Genomic DNA, 20730 nt, shown 5'->3' with positions numbered 1-20730 from the left:
GTTCGCGGCCCGGGATGTCGAGCGCACGCCGGCCAGACGTCGCTATCACCCAATCGGCTGCGCGGCAGCCGCTTTGGGCGGCATGGCGGCGATCAACGGGGTGTCCACCCCGACCGGGCCCAATCGGGCGGCCCCACCCGGGCAGCCCAGCGGAGCGTCACGGCCCGGCAGCGTTTCGGTGAAGAACGCGGCGTTGTCGGCCAGATGCCGGAGCTGGTCATCGGGCAGATCGGTCTCGTAGTAGATCGCATCTGCCTCGCAGGCCAGCTTGCAGGCGCCGCAGTCCACACATTCGTCCGGGTTGATGTAGAGCACCCTGGCGCCTTCATAGATGCAATCCGCCGGACACTCCTGGACGCAGGCCTTGTGCATCACATCCACACATGCCGCACTGATCACATAGGTCATGGTGGTGAGGCTACGCACGGATAGCGGCGCGATCGCCGGCCGAAGGCCATCGAATCGAGGGACCAAGGTCCCTACTCGACGGGCGCCGATTCATAGACGATCCTGCTGGCCTCGGCCACGGAATCGGTCAGCGGGCGGCCGGTGTCGATGCGGTGGGCGTCAGGCCAGGCATCGTCGGGCTGCGCGAGGCGGGCAGCGATCTCGGGGGTGGCATCCGAGGTCGTCGGGCCGCGGTTCTGCACCCTGACGGCAGCATCGCGCACCGGGATACTGCAGCTGAGTTCGACGACGGGCACCAGTGTTTCGGCTGCCAGCCCGCGGACGCGTTCGCGTTGGTGCGCATCGCGCCACGTCGCGTCGAGGATCACCGATTCTCCGCCGACGAGGTGGTCGCGGGCGCGCTGCAGGACGGCGTCATAGACGGCGGCGACGTTCTGCGCGCTGTAGAGCCCGGACTCGGGTTCACCGGCGGCTCCGGAGATCACCCCGGCGGCCTGCAGTTCACGACGCACATCGTCGGTCGAGATCACCTGGGCGCCGAGTTGTTCGGCGAGCGCACGCGACAGCGTCGTTTTACCGGTTCCGGGTCCGCCGCCGACCATGACCAGCCGGACAGTGCAGGCCCGCAAGTGCTCCAGCGCGATGTCCAGGTGGCGCTGGGCGTCGGCGGAGGCTTCGTCGTGCCCCTGGGCCACCCGGACGCAATCGACCTTGGCGCGCACCACCGCCCGGTAGGCGACGTAGAAGTCGGTCAGTGTCGGCGGCGCCGTCTCGCCGGCGGCGCGGCGGTACTGCGCCAGAAAGAACGCCGCCAGGTCGTCGCGGCCGAGGTATTCCAGATCCATCGCGAGGAAAGCGACGTCGTCTATGCCGTCGACATAGCGCAACCGGTCGTCGAATTCGAGACAGTCCAGCAGCACCGGCCCATCGGGCGTGCAGAAGATGTCGTCGGTGAGCAGATCGGCGTGTCCGTCGACGATGCGGCGTTCGGCGATGCGCTTGGCGAAAAGCGCCGAGCGGCCCGAGATGAACTGCGCGGCAAGGCGCCACACGTCATCGATGGCCTCGCGGGCCAGGATCCCCTGATGGTGGAGCTCGTCGATGTTGTCACGCCAGCGCGCCGCGACGGCGTCGGCTGTCGCGGCGGCATCGATCGACTCGCCGCGCGCGGCGCGGGCGTGAAACGACGCCAACGTCTCGGCGATCGACACCAGGTGCGCTTGCACCGGGCTGCCGTCCTTCACCAACGACGTCAGCCGGTAGATGTCCGGATAACGGCGCATGACGATCACCGGCTCGGGTGCATCACCCGCGACGCCGCTGAAATACGCCAAACCCAGATAGCTCTGGGGCGCCAGCCGACTGTTCAGCTCGATTTCGTGTGCGCAGGCCCGCTCCCGAAGCTGGGGCGTGCTGAAGTCGAGGAAATCGGTGACCACGGCCTTCTTCGCCTTGTAGGCCCTGTCCCCGAGCAGCATCACCAGCCCGGTGTGGGTCTCGTGCACTTCGGCGGACAGATTGCCCGGTGTCGTCCAAGCCATGCACTCATCTTGCAGGTCGCACGTGGCCCCGCGCAGCGGCCGTCCGGCTCTGCTCGCTGAGGCCCAAAGGCCCTAGCGCCGAACGCCCATCCCCGGTAAGACTGGGGGCCGGACCTGGTAAGTGGAGGTCGAGATGACACACCCCGCGGTGGACCCCGCCGCGATCGCGAATGCCGTACGGCTCGCCTGCCGTGCGCCGTCGTTGCACAACAGCCAACCGTGGCGTTGGGTGGTCGGCGACAACGAACTTGCGCTGTTCGCCGATGCCTCGCGCAACGTGCGCAGCACCGACGAGTCCGGCCGCGAGACGCTGCTGGGGTGCGGCGTGGTGCTCGACCACCTCCGTGTCGCCATGGCCGCCGCGGGATGGGTGGCCACCGTCACCCGATTTCCGGACCCGAAGAACCATCTGCACCTGGCGACGATCGACTTTCGCCCGATGGACTTCGTGACCGAGGGTCATCGCCGTCGCGCCAACGCCATCCTGCTGCGGCGCACCGACCGCCTGCCCTTCGCCGCACCGCCGGATTGGGAATCCCTTGAGTCGCATCTGCGCACCGTGGTGGACTCCGAGGCGGTGCGCCTGGACGTGATCGACGACGATCTGCGCCCGCAGCTGGCCGCGGCGTCAAGGCTCACCGAAGATCTGCGCCAGCACGACACGTCCTATCACGCGGAGTTGAATTGGTGGACAACCGGTTTCGAAGCCACCGAGGGTATCCCGCACAGCTCGTTGACGTCGGCATCAGAGCGCGACCGCGTGGATGTCGCCCGGCTGTTCCCCGTTACGCACCACCGTGATCGGCGCGAAGGCGTCGGCCGGGACCGCGCGAAGATCCTGGTGCTGTCGACATACGACGAGGCCCGCGAGAGCGTGCTGCGATGCGGCGAGCGGCTGTCCGCCGTACTGCTCGAGGCCACCATGGCCGGCATGGCCACCTGCACGTTGACCCACATCACCGAGCATCCTGAGAGCGGACAGGTGCTCAGCGAGCTGATCGGTCAGGACGCCACACCGCAGGCCCTCGTCCGCATCGGGCTGGCACCGTCGATCGAAGACGTGCCGCCGCCGACGCCGCGACGACCGCTCGACGAAGTGCTGGAATTTCGGCAGCGCAACGACAACTGAGTCGACTCACGTCACGACGACCGCGCGACGATCACCGGCATGGACGCGGATTCGGCAACCGCCGCGGCCACCGAACCCAGCAGCATTCCCGCGAAGCCACCCCGGCCGTGGCTGCCCACCACCACCAGTTGCGCCGATTCGGCCTGCTTGACCAGTTGCCGTGCTGGCTGATCCCGCACGACGACCCGACGCACGCGCACGTCGGGATAGCGTTGCTGCCAACCCGCCAACCGCTCTGCCAGCGTCTGTTCTGCCAGGTCCTCACGGGTGGCTGACCAATCGTCCGCGGGTAACTCGAACGTCGTGTTGTCCATCCAGGCATGCACCGCAACGAGTTCGACACCGCGCCGCGATGCCTGTTCGAACGCGATCTCGGTGGCCAGCTCCGACGCCGGCGAGCCGTCGATCCCGACAACCACCGGTGCCTGCGTGACGGGACACGACATCATCGGATCCTCGTCGTGGATGACGGCCACCGGGCAATGCGCGCGATGCACGAGTCCCCAGCTGATCGACCCCAGCAGCCGGCGTGCGATCGAGCCGAGCCCGCGACATCCGACCACGATGAGCTCGGCGTCCTTGGAAAATTCGACAAGCGAGGGCAGCACGGCGCCACCGAGCACCTGCGTGTGCAGATCCAGGCGGTCGGTCGCCCGCTGCGCCACCTCACGGGCATCGCGCAACCACCCGTCGGCTTGGCTCTCGTAGAGCCGACCGATCTGGGCAGGCATAGGCACTTCCGGCCACATCGTCATGGTCGGTATGACATGCACCAGAGTGAGTGCGACCTTGCGTCCCTGCGCCTCTCGGGCCGCCCAGTCCACCGCGACCCTGGCCGCAGGTGACCCGTCGACACCGACCACGATGCCGCGCCCGGCAATGGAATCCGACATCGAATTGCTCCTCACTCGGTTGCGATGGACCGACGATATGGCGCCACCAGGCGATGACGCTGGAGGCTTTGGTCACCGGTGAGGCGGACCTATGGCAGCCCGACGCCCTGGGCCGGCCGCAAGCGGTGCGGGGTTCGATGGTCGCGATCGGCGGAATGTCGATAAGCTCAACCAGCACAACAACAACAGGAATGCTCACCCGTAACCGTCGAGAGTCAGCCCGAATGCCCGCGTATCTGGCACACCGACCCGCCGAGGAGGCGGCGGTGGCGGAGTTCCTGGACTGCGCGGGCAGCGCACCGTCGGCGCTGTTGATCGAGGGCGATGCCGGCATCGGCAAGACCACCCTGTGGATGGCGGCGTGCGAGCGCGCGCGGCGCCGCGGATTCCGGGTGCTCTCGACCCGCGCCACCGAGGCGGAGTCGGTGCTGGCCCATACCGCCCTGGCCGACCTTCTCGCGAACGTGGATCCGACGACCTGGTCATACCTGCCCGGCCCGCAGCGCGCCGCGGTGGCTCACATCCTGTCGCGGACAGAAGACTCCCCTGCGGCCACCGACCAGCGCGCGGTCGCGGCGGCGTTCCTGTCGATCATCGAACGGTTGAGCGAGGACGGCCCGCTGCTCCTGGCCGTCGACGACCTGCCGTGGCTGGACCCCTCCAGCGCGTACGTGATCGCATACACCGCGCGGCGGCTGACCGGCCCGGTGGGGCTGGTCACCACGATCCGCACCGAGCCCGGCGACGGCGACGGCGCATCCTGGCTGCATCTGCCCCGCCCCGACGCGATACGCCGGGTCACGTTGCGGCCCTTGTCGGCTCGCGCAATCCATCACGTGCTGTCGGAAAGTGTCGAACCGCCGCTGTCACGCTCGACGATCACCCGTATTCACCGGGCCTCAGGCGGAAACCCGTTCTATGCCATCGAATTGGCCCGCACCTTCGGCGACGACGCCGGCACCGAACTTCCCGAAACGTTGGCAGAGCTGATGCGGGTCAGGCTCGGCGGTCTCGATCCGGCCACCCACGACGCGCTGCTTGCCGTCGCCGCGATGGCCACGCCGACCGTCGAACGGGTGATCGCCGTGTCCGACGTCGACCGCGACCGGGTGATCAAGCTGCTCGAGGCCGCCGAACAGCAGGACATCGTCGCCATCGAGGGCCACCGGATCCGGTTCGCCCACCCGCTGTTGGCAGCCGCGGTGTACTCCGACGCCTCACCGGCGCGGCGCCGCACGATGCATCGCCGGTTGGCCGACGTCGTCGTCGAACCCGAGCTGCACGCCCGGCACCTGGCCCTGGCGGCGACGACCGGCGACGCCGAGACGCTGCAGGCGCTCGACGACGCTGCCGCCTCCGCACACGCCCGCGGCGCGCCTGCGGCCGCCGCCGAACTGCTCAACCTGGCCATCGGGCTCGACGGCGATACCCACCAACGCCGAATCCTGTTGGCCAACCACATTTTCGATGCCGGTGATCCGGGACGTGCCCGCGCGCTGCTGGAGCAGACCATTGCCGACATGCAACCGGGCCCGCTGCGCGCGCAGGCCCGCCACGCGTTGGCGTTCGTGCGGTTCATGGACGACGGCTACCTCGAGGGCAGGCAGTTGCTGCAGCGGGCGCTGGACGAGGATGCGCCCGGCGGCCCGCTTCGGGCCGGGATCTTGACCGCGCTGGCATACGCGCTGTACATGACCGGCCAACCCGAGGCCGCATGGCGTCTCGGCGAAGAGGCGGTCTCCCACGCCGAACCACTCGGTGAACCCGGGCTGCTCAGCCAGGCTCTCGGGGTGCGCGCGACGCTGCAGTTCTTCGGCGGCGGCGGCATCGACGAGCCGAGCCTGCAACGAGCGCTCGAGTTGGAGGATCACGACTCGTTCATCCCCACCATGCTGCGCCCCAGCGTGGAACGCGCGCTGATCCTGTCCTGCAGCGGCGAACTGGACGCATCGTATGAGCAGCTGCGCACCATCGCGCGACGCTGCGTCGACAGGGGCGAGGAAGGCGAGCTGATCTTCGTCGACTTCTACGTCGTGGTGAACCGGCTCTGGCGCGGGGATTTCGTCGAGGCCAAGCGGCTGGCCCAGGACGTCACCGGGCTGGCCCGTCAACTCGGCGGTGAGTTCCCCACCATGCTCAGCCTGCTGCTCGCGGCATGGCTTGCCGTCTACGAGGGCGCCGAAGACGACGCCCGCCCCCTCATCGCCGAGACGATCGACGCCTGCAAGGTCAGCGGCACCGCGTGGCACGAGGACCAGGCCAACGCCGCGCTGGGCCTGCTGGAGCTCTCCCTCGGCAATTACGACGCTGCGGTCAACACGCTGGAGCCGCTGATGTCGCGGCACGCACCGGACTCCACGGAGATGTCGGCGGCGGCCTATCTGCCCGACGCGGTGGAGGCACTCGTCGAATTGGGTCGGGTGACCGAGGCCGAAGAGTTCGTCGTGGATCTCGAACGGAACGGACACCGGCTCGACCGGGCCTGGATGCTCGCCATGGGCGCGCGCTGCCGGGCGCTGGTGGAGGCCGCACACGCCGACCTGGACGCGGCGCTGGCCGCCGCACATCAGGCGATGGAATACCACGACCGGCTGCCGATGCGCTTCGAGCGGGCGCGAACCCAGCTCGTGCTCGGCACGCTGCAGGCCCGCAAGCGACAGCACGGTGCTTCGGCGACGCTGCGCGAGGCGCTCACGGCGTTCGAGCAGCTCGGCACCCCGTTGTGGGCGGACCGTGCGCGCGACCAGTTGCGCCGCGCCGGCGCCGCGCCACAACAACGCCGTGACCTGACCGCCGTCGAGCGGCGGGTGGCCGAGTTGGCGGCGTCGGGAATGACGAACCGCGACGTGGCCGGCGCGCTGTCGCTGAGCGCCAAGACCGTGGAGGCCACGCTGGCCCGGGCGTATCGCAAGCTGGGCATCCGGTCACGCGCTGAGCTCGGGGCGTTGATGGCAGCTGCCGGCAATCACCCGAACAGCCGGTGATCCCCGCGGTTTGCTGACATTCTTTTTGGTATGGCCGGGGATCAGCTGGGAACCCATCCGACGCACAAGCGGACGATCGACGGGTTTCTGCAGTCCACCGCCGCCGGGCCTGCGGCGCTGCTGATCGAGGGCGAGGCCGGGATCGGCAAGACCACCCTCTGGTTGGCCACGCTGGAACAGGCCGCGGCGCGTGGGTTCCGGGTGCTGTCCGCCCGCGCGGCAGAAGCAGAATCGGTGCTCGCCTACACGGCACTGGCCGATCTGCTCGACGAGGTGGACGCAGGCACGTGGGCCGATCTGCCGGGTCCGCAGTTGCTCGCCGTCGATCAGGTCCTGCTGCGCGCCGACAACGACGCCGTGACCGACCAGCGGGCGGTGGCGGCGGCGTTCCTGTCGGTGATCGAACGACTCGGTGAGGACGGTCCGGTGTTGCTGGCGATCGACGACCTGCAGTGGCTGGACCCCTCCAGCATGCATGTCATCGCGTTCGCCGCGCGACGCCTCATGGGCCCGGCGGGCATCCTCGCCACCGTGCGCACCGAACCCGGCGACGGTACCGGTGCGGCATGGCTGCAGTTGCCCCGCCCGGAGGCGCTCAAGCGTATCCGGCTCAACCCGCTGAGCGTTTCGGACCTGCACGCCGCGGTGACGGCTCGGCTGCGAAAGTCGTTCTCCCGTCCCACGATCGGCCGGATCCACCAGGTTTCCGGCGGTAACCCGTTCTATGCGATCGAGTTGGCCCGCGCGATCGAGGACCGCCCGACGAGCATCGGGATGTCGCTGCCGCGCACACTGACCGACGTGGTGCGCAGCCGCATCGGCAACCTCGATCCCGACGTGCACGAGGCGCTGCTGGCCGCGTCGTGCATGGCGGCACCGACCGTCGAGTCGGTGTCGACCGCGACGGTCGCCGACGACGATCGGCTGGTCGAGTTGCTCGAAGTCGCTGAGAGCAAAGGTATTATCGCCATCGACGGCAACCGGATCCAGTTCGCGCACCCGCTGCTGGCCAGGGGGGTGTACAGCCAGGCCGCCCCCGGCAGCCGCCGTTCGATGCACCGGCGGCTCGCCGAGATCGTCGACGAACCCGAGCTGCGGGCCCGCCACCTCGCGCTGGCCGCCACCAGCGGCGACCAGGTCACCCTCGACGCGCTGGATCGGGCCGCGGAGTCGGCCCGGATGCGCGGTGCGCCGGCAGCCGCAGCCGAACTGGTGGACCTGGCCATCGGCCTCGGTGGTGACACCCCCGACCGCCGGCTTCGCAGCGCGCTGCACCATTTCGACGCCGGCGACCACCGCCGGGCGGCCACGGTGCTCGAAGAGACCGTCGATACCTTGCCGCCGGGCGATCAGCGCGCAGAGGCGTTGAGCCGCCTGGCCGTGGTGCGCCTTTACGGTGAGGGCTTCTTCGAGTCGGCCCGTCTGCTGCGCGATGCCCTCGACGACGTCGCCGCGGACAGCCCGCTGCGGGTCCAGCTGCTGATTACCTTGGCGTACTGCATGTTTCACAACAACCAGGTCGAGGAGGGTGTTCGAACGGCCGATCAGGCGGTGTCACATGCCGAACAGCTGAACCAGCCGCACCTGCTGAGCATGGCGTTGGGGATGCGTTCGATCCTGCGGTTCACCGCGGGCCTGGGCCTCGACGAGGAGTCCATCGGCCGTGCGCTGGAACTAGAGGACCAGGAAGCGTTGACACCGTTGGTGTTTCGGCCGACCGTGCAGAACGCCCTGCTGCTGCAGTGGACGAACCAGTTCGACGGCGCCGATGAGATTCTCGAGGCGATCCGCGTCCGGTGCGTGGAGAAGGGCGAGGAGGGTGAACACGTCTTCATCGCTCAGCACGCGGTGATGAACTCGCTGTGGCTCGGCGACCTCGTCAACGCCAACCTGCTCGCCGAGGACACCATGGAGTACGCGCGTCAGCTCGGTGGTAACACGCCGCGTTTCCTGGCGCAGAGCCTGCGCGCGCACCTGGCAGCATATGCAGGCCACGAAGCCGAGGCCCGGCAGGCGATCGCCGACGCCCTCGAAAGTGCCAGGCGCTCAGGGACTTCCCGGCTGTCGGAGCGGGTGCTTGGCGCATTGGCGTTTCTGGAACTGTCGCTAGGCAACTACGACGCCGCGCTCGCGGCGGTGGACCCGTTGCTGTCGGCGTTCGACCCGGAGGTCACACCGACGGAGCTGCCCAACGCGGCCTATCTGCCCGACGCGATCGAGGCGCTGGTGCATTCGGGGCGGCCAGCGCAGGCCGAACCGTTGATCGATGCGCTCGAACGTAACGGGCAGCGGCTGGACCGGCCGTGGATGCTTGCCGTCGGCGCACGCTCGCGCAGCATGTTGCTCGCGGCGCGCGGAGACCTCGACGCCGCCCACGCCGCCGCGCGGCGCGCGATGACCGCCCACGAACGGCTGCCGATGCCGTTCGAACGGGCCCGCACCCTTCTGGTGCTCGGCCAGGTCGAGCGCCGCCAGCGCAAGAAGGAGTCGGCGTCGACGCGGCTCCAGGAAGCCTTCGCCACCTTCGAGCGGCTCAACGCCCCGCTGTGGGCCGACCGGGCACGCTCGGAGTTGGTGCGGGCCAGCGTCGGACCCCGCCAGACCGGCCAGCTCACCCCGTCCGAGCAGCGGGTCGCCGAGCTTGCCGCCTCCGGGATGAAGAACCGCGACGTGGCCGCCGCGCTGTTCATCAGCCCAAAGACGGTCGAGGCGAACCTGGCCCGCGTCTACCGCAAGCTGGGCATCAAGTCGCGCGCCGAGCTGGGCCGCCACATCGGACGTCCCGGCAACGGTGCCGAGGCCCGTCCGCAGGCATAGGGAAACCCCCTATTCCCCAATGCGGCTCGACAAATTAGCGTCAAGGCGCTGGACCCTTCGAAGACCTTCAGGAGTACTGGTGCTCGCTGATCAAGCCGCCGCAATCCCGGCCTCCCAGAGCACTGCCCTGGTGACGACCGGCACCTGTCAGCCCGCACTGGCGACCGGGTTCGCGGCGTTGGGCCTGGCCGCGCTGCTGGACCTGCCGCGCGCCGACCGCCTCGACCGGGTGGTGGCGCTCGGTGGGGCTGCGGCCGCGGGCTGGTACCTGATGCGCTCTCGGTGACTTGTGGAGCGTCGACCGCGCTCACCGCGGCTGCGGCTCCACAAATCGCGGTCAGGGTAGGGCGCCGGGGCTGATCTCCTCGAGCATCTCGGTGACCAACGCCGCGATCGGTGAGCGCTCGCTGCGCAACAGCGTGATGTGCGCGAACAACGGGTGGCCCTTGAGCTTTTCGATCACCGCGGCCACCCCGTCATGGCGGCCCACCCGCAGGTTGTCGCGCTGTGCCACGTCGTGGGTGAGCACCACCCGCGAGCCGGTGCCCAGCCGCGACAACACCGTCAGCAGCACGTTGCGTTCCAGCGACTGGGCCTCGTCGACGATGACGAACGAATCGTGCAGCGACCGGCCCCGGATGTGGGTCAGCGGCAGCACCTCGAGCATGCCGCGGGCCAGCACCTCGTCGAGGACCGCGGGGCTGGCCAGCCCCTCGAGGGTGTCGAAGACGGCCTGCGCCCACGGGCCCATCTTCTCGCTCTCGCTGCCGGGCAGGTAGCCGAGATCCTGCCCGCCGACGGCGTACAGCGGCCGGAAGACCACCACCTTGCGGTGGGTGCGCCGCTCCAGCACCGCCTCCAGCCCCGCGCACAGCGCCAGCGCGGACTTGCCGGTACCCGCCTTGCCGCCGAGCGAGACGATGCCGATCGACTCGTCGAGCAGCAGGTCCAACGCCACGCGCTGTTCGGCCGAGCGGCCGCGCAGCCCGAACACCTCGCGATCGCCGCGGACCAACTGCACCCGCTTGTCCGCGTTGACCCGGCCCAGCGCGTGCGATGTGCCGCCGAGCAGCCGAAGCCCGGTGTGGCAGGGCAGATTACGGGCTGCCTCAAGATCGATCTCACCCTCGGCGAACAGCACGTCGACGTCTTCGGCGGTGACGTCGACCTCGTCCATGCCCGTCCAGCCGGAGGTGATGACGTCCTGGGCATGGTATTCGTCGGCGGACAACCCGACCGCGCCGGCCTTCACCCGCAGCGGGATGTCCTTGCTGACCAAGGTGACCAGTTTGCCTTCTGCGGCCAGGTTGGCCGCGCAGGTCAGGATGCGGGAGTCGTTGGAGTCGGTGCGGAAGCCCGCGGGCAGCACCGAAGGATCGCTGTGGTTGAGCTCGACGTGCAGCGTACCGCCTTGTGTGCCAACCGGAATCGGCTGATCGAGCCGACCGTGTTCGAGGCGCAGATCGTCGAACATCCGTAGTGCCTGGCGGGCGAACCAGCCGAGCTCGTGGTGATGTCGTTTGGCTTCCAGTTCGCTGATGACCACCAGCGGGACAACGACTTCGTGTTCGGCGAACCGGGTGGCCGCCCACGGATCGGACAGCAGCACAGAGGTGTCGAGCACATAGGTCCGCACGACCGAATCAGTCACGTAGCGCTCCTCGAGCCCGCGCGGCCCCACACGAACACGTCGGTGGACACTGCGGCACGAGGACCGGGGCCGGTCCTCTCGTTGAAGTAACGATAGGTACCGCCGGGATAGCACAGCACATCACTAGCCATCGAAAGCGACGCTACTCCCGTCGCGGCATCCACGCTGGGCAGGCGCGCCGGGGTGAACGGTTACGCGGTGGCGAACTGCTTGAGCCGCGGTTCATCTGCCAGACCCCACGCCGCGATCCGGTCGGTGACGACCTGGCGCAGCTGCTCGGGTCCGAAGATGCCCGCGTCGGCGACCTGCTGAACCTTGTCGGCGTACGCGTCGATGTCGCCGCCGACGACGCCGAGTTCGGCGGCACGGTTGGCGATGGCCTCGACGGTCTCGTCGCGGTGGGTGCTCAGCAGGTGCGAGACGAGGTTGGCGAAGAACTCCTCGTGGCGTTCCTCGTCCCTGGCGATCCGGCCGACCAGGTTCTTGAGCACCGGTTCGGTGATCTGCGCTTCGAGGTTGCGGCAGAACACCGCGTGCGCGCGCTCGAAGAACGCCATGAACACCAGCCGCTCGACCTGGCTGTAGGTGTCAGCGCGGTAGCCCTTCATCACGTGCTCGACGCGCACGTCCTCGTTGGCGGCCGGGTCGATCTCGCGGGTGACGACGAGGTAGTTGCGCAGCGCGATCGCGTGCAGGTGCTCCTCGGCGGTCCACCGGCCGATCCAGCGGCCCCACTTCTCCTCGAGGATGAAGCTGAAGACGAACTCGCGGTGGAAGCTGGCCAGGTTGTCCTTGGTGATCAGCAGGATTTCCAGCGCGTCGGTGACGGGTTTGGGCAGCGTCACCTGCGACGGGTCCCAGTCGCGTCCGCCCAGGAAGGCGAAGTTCTCGCCCTGCTCGAACGGCACGTAGTCGTGCGCGTACCAGAGGTCCTCGGAGTCGATGTGACGCCGTAACTCCTGCTGCACGACCGGTTCCAGCTCGGTGATCAGCGCATTAGGTACAGGTTTCTGTGCCATGAAAGTAACTGTAACCCTAGTTCACACATTTCTGAAAGTCGCCCCGCCGAAACGGACAGTTGGGCGGGAAAGTGCGAGTAAAACGCGACCAAACGTCGATCTCGGCGTTACTTGCGGGGGCAACCGGAGGCGCGAACCTACAGGGTCAGCCCGGGGTACAGCGGGTTGGCGTTCAGCAGTTCGGCGGCCGCCGCGTGCACCCGGTCGGCGGTGCCGTCGGCCAGTTTGTACTTGGCCTTGGAAATTCCGCCGGAGCCCGTCGAACTCGGCTCGGTGTTGGTCAGCACCTCGACCACAAGCTCAGCGACGCGGTCGAACTCTTCGGCACCGAACCCGCGGGTGGTCAACGCCGGGGTGCCGAACCGGATGCCGCTGGTGTACCAGGCGCCGTTGGGGTCGGCGGGTATCGAGTTGCGGTTGGTGACCACACCGGAATCCAGCAGCGCGGACTCGGCCTGGCGCCCGGTCAGCCCGAACGACGTCACGTCCAGCAGCACGATGTGGTTGTCGGTGCCGCCGGTGACCAGTCGGGCACCGCGCTTGAGGAATCCGTCGGCCAACGCCTTGGCGTTGTCGGCGACGCGCTGGGCGTAGGACTGGAACGCGGGTTGGCGCGCTTCGGCCAGCGCCACGGCCTTGGCGGCCATTACGTGAGAAAGGGGGCCGCCCAACACCATCGGGCATCCCTTGTCGACGGCGTCGGCGTACTCCGGTTGGGCCAGCACCAGACCGCCGCGGGGTCCGCGCAGCGACTTGTGCGTCGTCGTGGTGGTGACGTGGGCGTGCGGCACCGGGTCCTCGTCGCCGGTGAACACCTTGCCAGCGACCAGCCCGGCGAAGTGCGCCATGTCGACCATCAGCGTGGCGCCCACCTCGTCGGCGATCTCGCGCAGCTTGGCGAAGTTGACCCGCCGCGGATACGCCGAGTAGCCGCCGATCAGGATCAGCGGCTTGAATTCGCGCGCGGCGTCGGCCAGCGCGTCGTAGTCGAGCAGCCCGGTCTCGGGGTCGGTGCCGTAGCTGCGCTGGTGGAACATCTTGCCCGAGATGTTCGGCCGGAAACCGTGCGTGAGATGGCCGCCGGCGTCCAGCGACATGCCGAGCAGACGCTGGTTGCCCAGCTTGTTGCGCAGCGTTTCCCAGTCCGCCTCGGACAGGTCGTTGACGTGCTTGACGCCGAGCGCCGCCAGTTCGGGAGCTTCGACGCGGGTGGCCAGGATGGCCCAGAACGCGACCAGGTTGGCGTCGATTCCCGAGTGCGGCTGAGCGTATGCGTATGGCGCGCCGAACAGCTCGCGGGCATGCTCGGCGGCCACGGTTTCGACGGTGTCGACGTTCTGGCAGCCCGCATAGAACCGGTGCCCGATGGTGCCCTCGGCGTACTTGTCGGACAGCCAACTGCCCATCGTCAGCAGTACCGCCGGCGACGCATAGTTCTCGCTGGCGATCAGCTTCAGTGAATCTCGTTGGTCGGCAAGCTCTTTGCGCGTCGCGGCGGCGATGCGGGGCTCGACGGACTCGATGACCTGCAGCGCTGCCCGGTAGGCCTGGCTGGCGGTCTCGGCGTACTCCGCACCGGGAGCAGCAGCGTAGGTGGTCGCAGGGTCTGCAGTCATGGGGTCCAGCCTAATGCCCGTGCGTTGAGTGCCGAGTGTGGGATTGACGCACGTCCCCGGCGCCCTCGGCGTGCCGGTAACCCACGTTCGCGCCGCGGGGGACGGCTAGGCCGCTCGTAACGCCGAGGGGATCAGCGGTTCGTCGAGCAGCGTGCCGAACCGCTCGGTCAGCCCGACGCCTGCCGGGCGGTCGTCGAGCCAGCCGCGCAGCAACCGGTAACCCTCGACATAGGTGCTGGTGTAGGCGCGCCACAGCGGCGACGACAGGAAACGCAGCATCTGGCGGGCCCGCTCGTCGTCGACCAGCAGCCATCGCTTGAGGAACGCGACGACGTCGTCGACATCGCGGTGCTCGTCGTGCAGCATCAGCGCCGCGTCCTGGCGCACATCAGCTAGCAGATGCCCAGCGTCCGACACCGCCAGGGCCCGCTCGCCGTCGAACCGCAGGCCGACGTCGGCGTAGATCTCGGCGGCCCAACTCCCCCACTGCGGCCCGACCGCCGCGTAGAGCGCCAGGTCGGCCAGGCCCTCGGCCATCAGGCATTGCGGGGTGTTGACCAGGAAAATCGTCTGCTCCTGCTGGCCCTTGCCCGCCACCAGACCGGCCTCCTTGCGGCAGTGCTCGGTGTGGTGGCCGGGATAGGACTCGTGGGCCACCAGCCGGGGCAGGTTGGCCATCTGCTGTTTGAGGTCGGCGTTGACGGCGACGGTGGAGCGGTAGTCGCCCAGGTAGTAGTTGAACCCCGACCACGGCTTGTCGGTCACCACCTCGTAGGTGATGGTTTCGGTGTCCGGCAGCGGGTAGGCGGCGCGCACCCGGTCCCGCAGCGCGCTGGAAAACGCATGGATGCACTCCTCGAGGCGTGCGGGCGGGATCTCCTCGCCGGCGCGGTAGGCGGCCATCCGCCCGGCCAGCGGGCCGTCCCCGCCCAGCGCCTCGTCGAGTTGGCGGTGCGCCTGCCGGTAGCGGTCCTCGTCGCCCTTGCCGATGTGCACGTCGAAGTACGCCGCGACCTCGTCGACGAACCCGACGTCCTCACCTGCGAATTTGCGTGCGGCGCAGGCGAGCGCGCGCAGGTGGGCGGCGACGAAATCCGCGCGCACCGGCTCCAGCCCGGCGGGCAGCTCGGCCAGCAGCCGTTCGGCCTGACGCGCCAGGTCAGCGGGGTCGGGCGGGGGTTCTGCGGCCACCGTGCGGCGCAGCTGCGGGTCGCCGGTGAACGCGTCGACGTACCCCTCTTCGATCCGGTCGAAGCGCAACCCGAGCAGCAGGTACTCCCGGACCAACGAAAATGAGGTGCTGGCGTCCATGGCCTCAACGTTAAATGCAACACTGAGCGCATGGCGCGGCTGAGCGAACCCAGCCCTTACGTGGAGTTCGACAGACGTCAGTGGCGTGCGCTGCGTATGTCGACGCCGTTGAAGCTCTCCGAGGACGAACTGCAGAAGTTGCGGGGTCTCGGCGAGAAGCTCGACCTGCTCGAGGTCGAGGAGGTCTACCTGCCGCTGGCGCGGCTGATCCATCTGCAGGTCGCCGCGCGGCAGCGGTTGTTCGAGGCCACCGCGGAGTTCCTCGGTGAACCGCAGCAGAACCCCGACCGTCCGGTGCCGTTCATCATCGGCGTGGCGGGCAGCGTCGCCGTCGGTAAATCCACCACCGCCCGTGTGCTGCAGGCACTTCTGGCCCGCTGGGAACACCATCCGCGCGTCGACCTGGTCACCACCGACGGGTTCCTCTACCCCAACTCCGAGCTGGTCCGGCGGAACCTGATGGGCCGCAAGGGTTTCCCGGAGAGCTACGACCGTCGGGCGCTGATGCGGTTCGTCACCTCGGTGAAGTCGGGCGCAGACAAGGTGTGCGCACCGGTCTACTCACATCTGCTGTACGACATCGTGCCGGGTGAAAAGCAGATCGTGCGCCATCCCGACATCCTCATCCTCGAGGGCCTCAACGTGTTGCAGACCGGGCCGACGTTGATGGTGTCGGATCTGTTCGACTTCTCGGTGTACGTCGACGCCCGCATCGAAGACATCGAACAGTGGTACATCGCACGGTTTCTCGGCCTGCGCACGACGGCGTTCGCCGATCCGGCCTCGCACTTCCACCACTACGCGACGCTGACCGACGACCAGGCGGTGTTCGCCGCCCGCGACATCTGGCATTCGATCAACCGGCCCAACCTGATCGAGAACATCCTGCCGACCCGGCCGCGGGCCACGCTGGTGTTGCGTAAGGACGCCGACCACTCAATCAACCGGCTGCGGCTGCGCAAGCTGTAACCGGTTGGCGGCCAGCATCATTCACGCCTTGATCCGCCGCCAGCCCTGGTACTGCAGCTCGGCGAACACCAGCGTGTACGCGCCGGTGGCAAGTGTCAGCACCACACCGAGCGTGGTCAGCGGGAACACGTCGACCAGCACCAGCACCACCGCGCCGACCGTGTACACCACGTTGGCGATGATCACCGCCATGCCTGGGCCACGCACCGACGGCAGCGCCGCGAGCCCGAGCACCGCCGCCCCGTAGACGATGAAGAACGCGCTCATCGCGTACTCGAACGCGGTGGTGGTGCCCGAGAGGTCGGCCAGCCAGCCGGCAAGCGGAACGCCCGCGATGCCTGCCAGCCCGGTGAGGGCCCCGTCGGCGCGCATGGCGAAGCGCAGCAACGAATCTGTGGAGTCGGAAAGTCTGGGTCGGGTGATGGCGGTCATCGCAGGGTTCCTTTCAGGTGATGGATGGGACCGTTCCGGAGCCGACGCCGCAACCTCTGACGACGGCGGCTCCGGACCAGTCATGGCAGGGCTGCGCCGAGGCGGCGCACCCCGAGGTACTGGGCGTAGGCGAAGACGACGGTGGCGGCGGTGAACGCGATCGTCGCGGCGGTGCCGAATTCGGTCAGCGGCAGCCAGCCCGCGATGAGCACGACGGCGACCGACACCGCGAACGCGGTGTTGCCGCCCAGCACGCCGAACCCGACGCGTCGCACGTCACGCAGACCGGCCAGGCCGAACAGCAGCGCGCCGTAGCCGACCAGCGCTGTCCCGCCGATCCACTCGGCGGTGGCCGACAGTCCGGCCAGCCGCGACAAGGGGTCGGAGGCCATGACGACGAGCAGGCCGAGCACACCGCACAGGGTGGCGTCGGCGCGCAGCGCGAAACGTAACAGGGCATCGCCCGCGGCGGCGTCGGCTCGGTCTGCCGAGCCGTCCCGGATCGGGCGGGTGGCGATTGCGGTCATGGCTTCGATGCTGCTTTCGCGGCACTGCCAGATCGACACCAGACGCTGCCAACTACTGCCAACCGCAGGTCAGCGTCCTGAGCCTCAGTCCTGGACGCTGACCAGGCTGCCGCGCAGATCGGCGGCGATCAGCCGGGCGGCGGCGTTCTGCCAGTTGTGCAGTGAGCGCTGCGGCACCTCGGTGACGAACCACTGCCAGGCCTGGCGCGCGACCGGGTCCAGGCCGGACGCGGTGGCGTTCTGCGCGTACGCCCGCACCCCGACGACGTACGGGAAGTACAGCGCGTTGTAGTGGCGCCATTGTTCGGTGGTGCCGAAGTCGCCGCCGTCGCGGGGTTTGAGCCGGGCGATGCGGTCGGCCAGCAGCGCCTTGAGTTCGTTGGCCCGCTCCAACGGTTGATCGGGCGCACCGCGGGCGGCGAGGCGGTCGTCGATGACCGGCAGCGCGGTCAGCGGGCTGGCCACCAGTTTGGACAGGTCCCCGTAGTGGCCGAGGGCGCGGCGGGTGAGGCGCACGAAGGCCTCGTCGTCGACGTCGTCGAGCGGGTTGGTGGACCGGCGCGGCAGCGCGCTCTCCGCGTCGCGCAGCGTGGCGCGATCGGCGCGCAACGCCGGCGAGCGCGAGAACGCCACCCGGTCCAGCACACCGGCCAGCGGATCGGCGAGCACGTTGATCGCGATCGCGATGCCCACGCTGGTGAACAGCAGCACGGTCAGCGCGGTGTCGTGGCCGGTCACCGCCAGCCCGATCAGCGCCTGACCGCCGAACAGCACCGCCACCACCGTCGTCGCCGCAAAGGAGCGCAGCATGTCGGCGCGCAACGCCTGGCCCTCGTCGAACGCGTCACCGATCGCGACCGCGACACCGAGCAGTGCCACGTCAAAACCGGTGCCCGCCAACGCCAGCCAGCTCGGCACCAGGCCCAGCGGGATGATCAGGATCGCGTTGCCCAGTGCGAAGAACAGCGTCGCGACGACGACGAAGCCCACCACCGGTCCGGGTTGTGACCGGCGCAGCACCGCGGTGACCATCGCGCCCAGCGAGGACACCGAGATCGCCGCGAACATCACCCAGTGCCCGGTGCGCAGCGGGCCCTCGACGCTGCCGGCCATCGCCGCGCCGACGAAGGCCGCCGCGGCCACCGCGGCCACCAGCGCGATCTCCCCCGCGCGGCTGCGCCAGGTTTCCCGGGGCCGAGACAGTTCGAGCAGGACGGCGAACCAGGCGATGCCCGGCACCGCGACAAGGTAGATCTCGATGCGGCCCAGCGTGTCCGAACCGCTGATCACCCGCACCGCGTCCAGCGCCACCACCAACCCGAAGCTGGTCAACCCGATCGCGGCCAGCACCAGAACGGGTTTACGCGGATCGCGGGCGAGCAGATACAACCCCAACCACCAGCTGAGCGCGAAGACCACCGCTGACAGCGCAGCCATGGCTCCAGTGTCCATCACATGCCGTAGCGGCGGTGGCGCGCGGTGTAATCCCGCAGCGCCCGAAGGAAGTCCACCCGCCGGAACGCCGGCCAGTACGCGTCGGTGAACCACATCTCCGAGTAGGCGCTCTGCCACAACAGGAACCCGGACAGCCGCTGCTCGCCCGAAGTGCGGATGACGAGGTCGGGATCGGGTTGCCCGGAGGTGTAGAGGTTTTCCGAGATCGCGTCGATGGTGACGGACTCGATCAGCTGTTCGCCGGTGGCGCCGTTGACCAGTTCCTTGCCGAGCAGTTGGCGCACGGCGTCGACGATCTCGCGGCGCCCGCCGTAGCCGACGGCCAGGTTGACGTGGAACGAGCCGGCCGATTGCGTGGACTCCACGGCGTCGCGCAGCCGACGGGCCGGCTCCTCGCCGATCAACTCGAGGTCGCCGACGGTGCGCACGGTCCACCGGTCGTCGGCCGCGCAGATCTCCTCGACGACGTCGGTGATGATCTCGATCAGCGACGACAGCTCGTCGGGATCGCGCTGCATGTTCTCCGTGGACAGCAGGTAGACGGTGGCCATTTCGACGCCGGCTTCGTGGCACCAGCGCAGCATTTCGGCGATCTTGCGGGCACCCATCCGGTAGCCGTAGCTGACGTCATCGTGACCAGCATCACGTGCCCACCTGCGGTTACCGTCGCACAGCACCGCGATATGGCGCGGCAGTTGGGATTTGGACCGCGCCAACTCGTGCCGCAACCGCATTTCGTAGAGCCGGTATGCCGGTTCTTTGAGCCGCGGAGGAATGAGGTCCACGAAGATCCAGACTACTGTGATGCTCGGAAACGCCCACGCCGATAGCGGAGGTGACGTATGACCGCCCCCCTGCATCGCTCCAGCGGCGACGTCGGCGCCACCGACGCCGACCTGCTACGAGCCTCGCAAGAGCCCGCAGAAGACCTGCCCGAGGCCTTTGTCGACGGGGTCGCCAATTTCATCGGCAGGCCGCGCGCCCGGGGCTGGATTCATGTCTACGGGGCCGTGGTGGCCGCCATCTGCGGTGCGACGCTGGTGGCGGTGTCATGGTCGGTGCAGTCCACGAGGGCAGGCGTTGCGACGCTGATCTACACGCTGACGATCGTGGCGATGTTCGCGGTCAGCGGCGCGTACCACCGGGTGACCTGGAAGTCGGCGACCGCGCGCAAGTGGATGAAGCGCCTCGATCACTCGATGATCTTCATCTTCATCGCGGGTAGCTACACCCCGTTCGCGCTGTTGGCGCTGCCGTCGGCCGACGGCATGGTGCTGTTCTGGATCGTGTGGGGCGGCGCGACCGCCGGTGTGCTGCTCAAGATGTTCTGGCCGTCGGCGCCGCGCTGGCTCGGGGTTCCGCTCTACATCCTGCTGGGCTGGGTGGCGGCCTGGTTCATCGGCCCGATCATGCACGGCGCCGGGGTGGCGGCGGTGGTCCTGTTGATCGTCGGCGGTGCGCTGTACAGCATCGGCGGCGTGCTCTACGCGCTGAAGTGGCCGAACCCGTGGCCGACGACGTTCGGCCACCACGAGTTCTTCCACGCCTGCACGGCCGTGGCCGCGATCTGCCACTACATCGCGATGTGGTTCGCCGTCTTCTAGAGCTGGGTGACGTTCTCCGGGGTCCAGTACGCCTTCATCGACGCGATCTTGCCCTCGTCGCTGAACGTCATGACGCTGATGATGTCGATGCGCATCCGGTTCTCGCCGAGGTCGACGGTCAGCGACCAGTAGAACGCCGCCTCGTTGCCGAGGGTGCGCAGCGTGACGACATCGCATACCGCGCTGACGTCGGCCACGCTCTCGTAGAAGCCGCGGATGGCCGCGCGGCCGATGTGCACCTCGCCGCCCACCGGATCCTCGACGGTCGCGTCGTCGGCGTACAACTCCGCGATATCGTCGGGCTTGCCCTGGGCGACCAGCTCCAGATAGCGGTTAACGGTCTTGGCGTTGTCTTCCGGGGTGGACATGCGCGG

At 68.6% G+C, this 20730-nt stretch carries 18 protein-coding genes; 6 read left to right on the top strand and 12 right to left on the bottom strand.

Annotated features, from left to right (window positions below; all coding sequences use genetic code 11):
- Positions 1 to 45: 45 nt before the first annotated feature.
- The gene (gene fdxA / locus K3U96_RS05945; protein ID WP_069403938.1) at positions 46 to 408 is read right to left on the bottom strand and encodes a ferredoxin; all 363 of its coding nucleotides are present in this window, start codon (positions 406 to 408) and stop codon (positions 46 to 48) included.
- Positions 409 to 479: 71 nt separating this feature from the next.
- Positions 480 to 1949: a bifunctional aminoglycoside phosphotransferase/ATP-binding protein gene (locus K3U96_RS05940; RefSeq protein ID WP_220692384.1), complete on the bottom strand. Its 1470-nt coding sequence runs from the start codon at positions 1947 to 1949 to the stop codon at positions 480 to 482.
- A gap of 133 nt (positions 1950 to 2082) precedes the next feature.
- Here K3U96_RS05940 and K3U96_RS05935 point away from each other — a divergent pair, with 133 nt between their 5' ends.
- The gene (locus tag K3U96_RS05935) at positions 2083 to 3078 is read left to right on the top strand and encodes an Acg family FMN-binding oxidoreductase (protein ID WP_220692383.1); all 996 of its coding nucleotides are present in this window, start codon (positions 2083 to 2085) and stop codon (positions 3076 to 3078) included.
- 11 nt (positions 3079 to 3089) lie between these two features.
- Here the strand turns inward: K3U96_RS05935 and K3U96_RS05930 are convergent, their stop codons facing one another.
- The gene (locus tag K3U96_RS05930; RefSeq protein WP_220692382.1) at positions 3090 to 3971 is read right to left on the bottom strand and encodes a universal stress protein; all 882 of its coding nucleotides are present in this window, start codon (positions 3969 to 3971) and stop codon (positions 3090 to 3092) included.
- A 224-nt stretch (positions 3972 to 4195) separates the two neighbouring features.
- On the opposite strand from K3U96_RS05930, the gene K3U96_RS05925 reads away from it, so the two are divergent.
- The 3 genes from K3U96_RS05925 to K3U96_RS05915 all read left to right on the top strand — a co-directional run bounded on the left by K3U96_RS05925 (position 4196) and on the right by K3U96_RS05915 (position 10058).
- The gene (locus K3U96_RS05925; RefSeq protein ID WP_220692381.1) at positions 4196 to 6955 is read left to right on the top strand and encodes an AAA family ATPase; all 2760 of its coding nucleotides are present in this window, start codon (positions 4196 to 4198) and stop codon (positions 6953 to 6955) included.
- Between the two features lie 30 nt (positions 6956 to 6985).
- On the top strand, positions 6986 to 9772 hold the full coding sequence (locus K3U96_RS05920; protein WP_220692380.1) for a helix-turn-helix transcriptional regulator: 2787 nt from the start codon (positions 6986 to 6988) through the stop codon (positions 9770 to 9772).
- Between the two features lie 79 nt (positions 9773 to 9851).
- Entirely contained in the window at positions 9852 to 10058 is a 207-nt protein-coding gene (locus K3U96_RS05915) for a hypothetical protein (RefSeq protein ID WP_069403904.1), read from the top strand.
- A gap of 51 nt (positions 10059 to 10109) precedes the next feature.
- Here K3U96_RS05915 and phoH2 read toward each other — a convergent pair whose 3' ends face one another.
- The 4 genes from phoH2 to K3U96_RS05895 form a co-directional block, all read right to left on the bottom strand.
- Positions 10110 to 11423 carry an RNA 5'-3' helicase PhoH2 gene (gene phoH2 / locus K3U96_RS05910; RefSeq protein ID WP_220692379.1) on the bottom strand — a complete coding sequence of 438 codons (1314 nt, stop codon included), beginning with the start codon at positions 11421 to 11423 and terminating at the stop codon, positions 10110 to 10112.
- A gap of 191 nt (positions 11424 to 11614) precedes the next feature.
- Positions 11615 to 12442, bottom strand: a complete 828-nt coding sequence (locus tag K3U96_RS05905) for an acyl-ACP desaturase (protein WP_220692378.1) — start codon at positions 12440 to 12442, stop codon at positions 11615 to 11617.
- 137 nt (positions 12443 to 12579) lie between these two features.
- The gene (locus K3U96_RS05900) at positions 12580 to 14058 is read right to left on the bottom strand and encodes a glycine hydroxymethyltransferase (protein ID WP_220692377.1); all 1479 of its coding nucleotides are present in this window, start codon (positions 14056 to 14058) and stop codon (positions 12580 to 12582) included.
- Between the two features lie 105 nt (positions 14059 to 14163).
- Positions 14164 to 15369 (bottom strand): DUF885 domain-containing protein, encoded by a 1206-nt coding sequence (locus K3U96_RS05895; protein ID WP_220692376.1) that lies wholly within the window; start codon positions 15367 to 15369, stop codon positions 14164 to 14166.
- A gap of 30 nt (positions 15370 to 15399) precedes the next feature.
- On the opposite strand from K3U96_RS05895, the gene coaA reads away from it, so the two are divergent.
- Positions 15400 to 16338 (top strand): type I pantothenate kinase, encoded by a 939-nt coding sequence (coaA, locus tag K3U96_RS05890; RefSeq protein ID WP_069403908.1) that lies wholly within the window; start codon positions 15400 to 15402, stop codon positions 16336 to 16338.
- A gap of 21 nt (positions 16339 to 16359) precedes the next feature.
- Here coaA and K3U96_RS05885 read toward each other — a convergent pair whose 3' ends face one another.
- The 4 genes from K3U96_RS05885 to K3U96_RS05870 form a co-directional block, all read right to left on the bottom strand.
- A complete protein-coding gene (locus K3U96_RS05885) occupies positions 16360 to 16770 on the bottom strand; it encodes a hypothetical protein (RefSeq protein ID WP_205870945.1) in 411 nt (136 codons plus the stop codon).
- An 80-nt stretch (positions 16771 to 16850) separates the two neighbouring features.
- Complete coding sequence (locus K3U96_RS05880; protein WP_220692375.1) at positions 16851 to 17297, bottom strand: hypothetical protein; 447 nt, start codon at positions 17295 to 17297, stop codon at positions 16851 to 16853.
- A gap of 84 nt (positions 17298 to 17381) precedes the next feature.
- A complete protein-coding gene (locus K3U96_RS05875) occupies positions 17382 to 18734 on the bottom strand; it encodes a hypothetical protein (protein ID WP_220692374.1) in 1353 nt (450 codons plus the stop codon).
- Between the two features lie 14 nt (positions 18735 to 18748).
- Positions 18749 to 19537, bottom strand: a complete 789-nt coding sequence (locus tag K3U96_RS05870) for a (2Z,6E)-farnesyl diphosphate synthase (protein ID WP_069403910.1) — start codon at positions 19535 to 19537, stop codon at positions 18749 to 18751.
- 57 nt (positions 19538 to 19594) lie between these two features.
- On the opposite strand from K3U96_RS05870, the gene trhA reads away from it, so the two are divergent.
- The gene (trhA, locus tag K3U96_RS05865) at positions 19595 to 20356 is read left to right on the top strand and encodes a PAQR family membrane homeostasis protein TrhA (RefSeq protein WP_230982379.1); all 762 of its coding nucleotides are present in this window, start codon (positions 19595 to 19597) and stop codon (positions 20354 to 20356) included.
- On the opposite strand, the gene K3U96_RS05860 is transcribed toward trhA, so the two are convergent.
- Positions 20353 to 20724, bottom strand: a complete 372-nt coding sequence (locus tag K3U96_RS05860; RefSeq protein WP_069403912.1) for a nuclear transport factor 2 family protein — start codon at positions 20722 to 20724, stop codon at positions 20353 to 20355. The genes trhA and K3U96_RS05860 overlap by 4 nt on opposite strands.
- Positions 20725 to 20730: the final 6 nt, after the last annotated feature.

Source organism: Mycolicibacterium holsaticum DSM 44478 = JCM 12374 (genome assembly GCF_019645835.1).
GTDB classification, from domain to species: domain Bacteria; phylum Actinomycetota; class Actinomycetes; order Mycobacteriales; family Mycobacteriaceae; genus Mycobacterium; species Mycobacterium holsaticum.
Note: the sequence above shows the minus strand (reverse complement) of the source record. Positions and strands in the feature narration are given on the sequence as shown.

Excerpts from the sequence above, each read along its gene's own strand:
- K3U96_RS05930 (WP_220692382.1), bottom strand. The coding sequence starts at position 3,971 with ATGTCGGATTCCATTGCCGGGCGCGGCATCGTGGTCGGTGTCGACGGG.
- K3U96_RS05940 (WP_220692384.1), bottom strand. The coding sequence starts at position 1,949 with ATGGCTTGGACGACACCGGGCAATCTGTCCGCCGAAGTGCACGAGACC.
- coaA (WP_069403908.1), top strand. The coding sequence starts at position 15,400 with ATGGCGCGGCTGAGCGAACCCAGCCCTTACGTGGAGTTCGACAGACGT.
- fdxA (WP_069403938.1), bottom strand. The coding sequence starts at position 408 with ATGACCTATGTGATCAGTGCGGCATGTGTGGATGTGATGCACAAGGCC.
- K3U96_RS05935 (WP_220692383.1), top strand. The coding sequence starts at position 2,083 with ATGACACACCCCGCGGTGGACCCCGCCGCGATCGCGAATGCCGTACGG.
- K3U96_RS05860 (WP_069403912.1), bottom strand. The coding sequence starts at position 20,724 with ATGTCCACCCCGGAAGACAACGCCAAGACCGTTAACCGCTATCTGGAG.
- K3U96_RS05880 (WP_220692375.1), bottom strand. The coding sequence starts at position 17,297 with ATGACCGCAATCGCCACCCGCCCGATCCGGGACGGCTCGGCAGACCGA.
- K3U96_RS05895 (WP_220692376.1), bottom strand. The coding sequence starts at position 15,369 with ATGGACGCCAGCACCTCATTTTCGTTGGTCCGGGAGTACCTGCTGCTC.
- K3U96_RS05920 (WP_220692380.1), top strand. The coding sequence starts at position 6,986 with ATGGCCGGGGATCAGCTGGGAACCCATCCGACGCACAAGCGGACGATC.
- K3U96_RS05925 (WP_220692381.1), top strand. The coding sequence starts at position 4,196 with ATGCCCGCGTATCTGGCACACCGACCCGCCGAGGAGGCGGCGGTGGCG.
- trhA (WP_230982379.1), top strand. The coding sequence starts at position 19,595 with ATGACCGCCCCCCTGCATCGCTCCAGCGGCGACGTCGGCGCCACCGAC.
- K3U96_RS05885 (WP_205870945.1), bottom strand. The coding sequence starts at position 16,770 with ATGACCGCCATCACCCGACCCAGACTTTCCGACTCCACAGATTCGTTG.
- K3U96_RS05905 (WP_220692378.1), bottom strand. The coding sequence starts at position 12,442 with ATGGCACAGAAACCTGTACCTAATGCGCTGATCACCGAGCTGGAACCG.
- K3U96_RS05900 (WP_220692377.1), bottom strand. The coding sequence starts at position 14,058 with ATGACTGCAGACCCTGCGACCACCTACGCTGCTGCTCCCGGTGCGGAG.
- K3U96_RS05875 (WP_220692374.1), bottom strand. The coding sequence starts at position 18,734 with ATGGCTGCGCTGTCAGCGGTGGTCTTCGCGCTCAGCTGGTGGTTGGGG.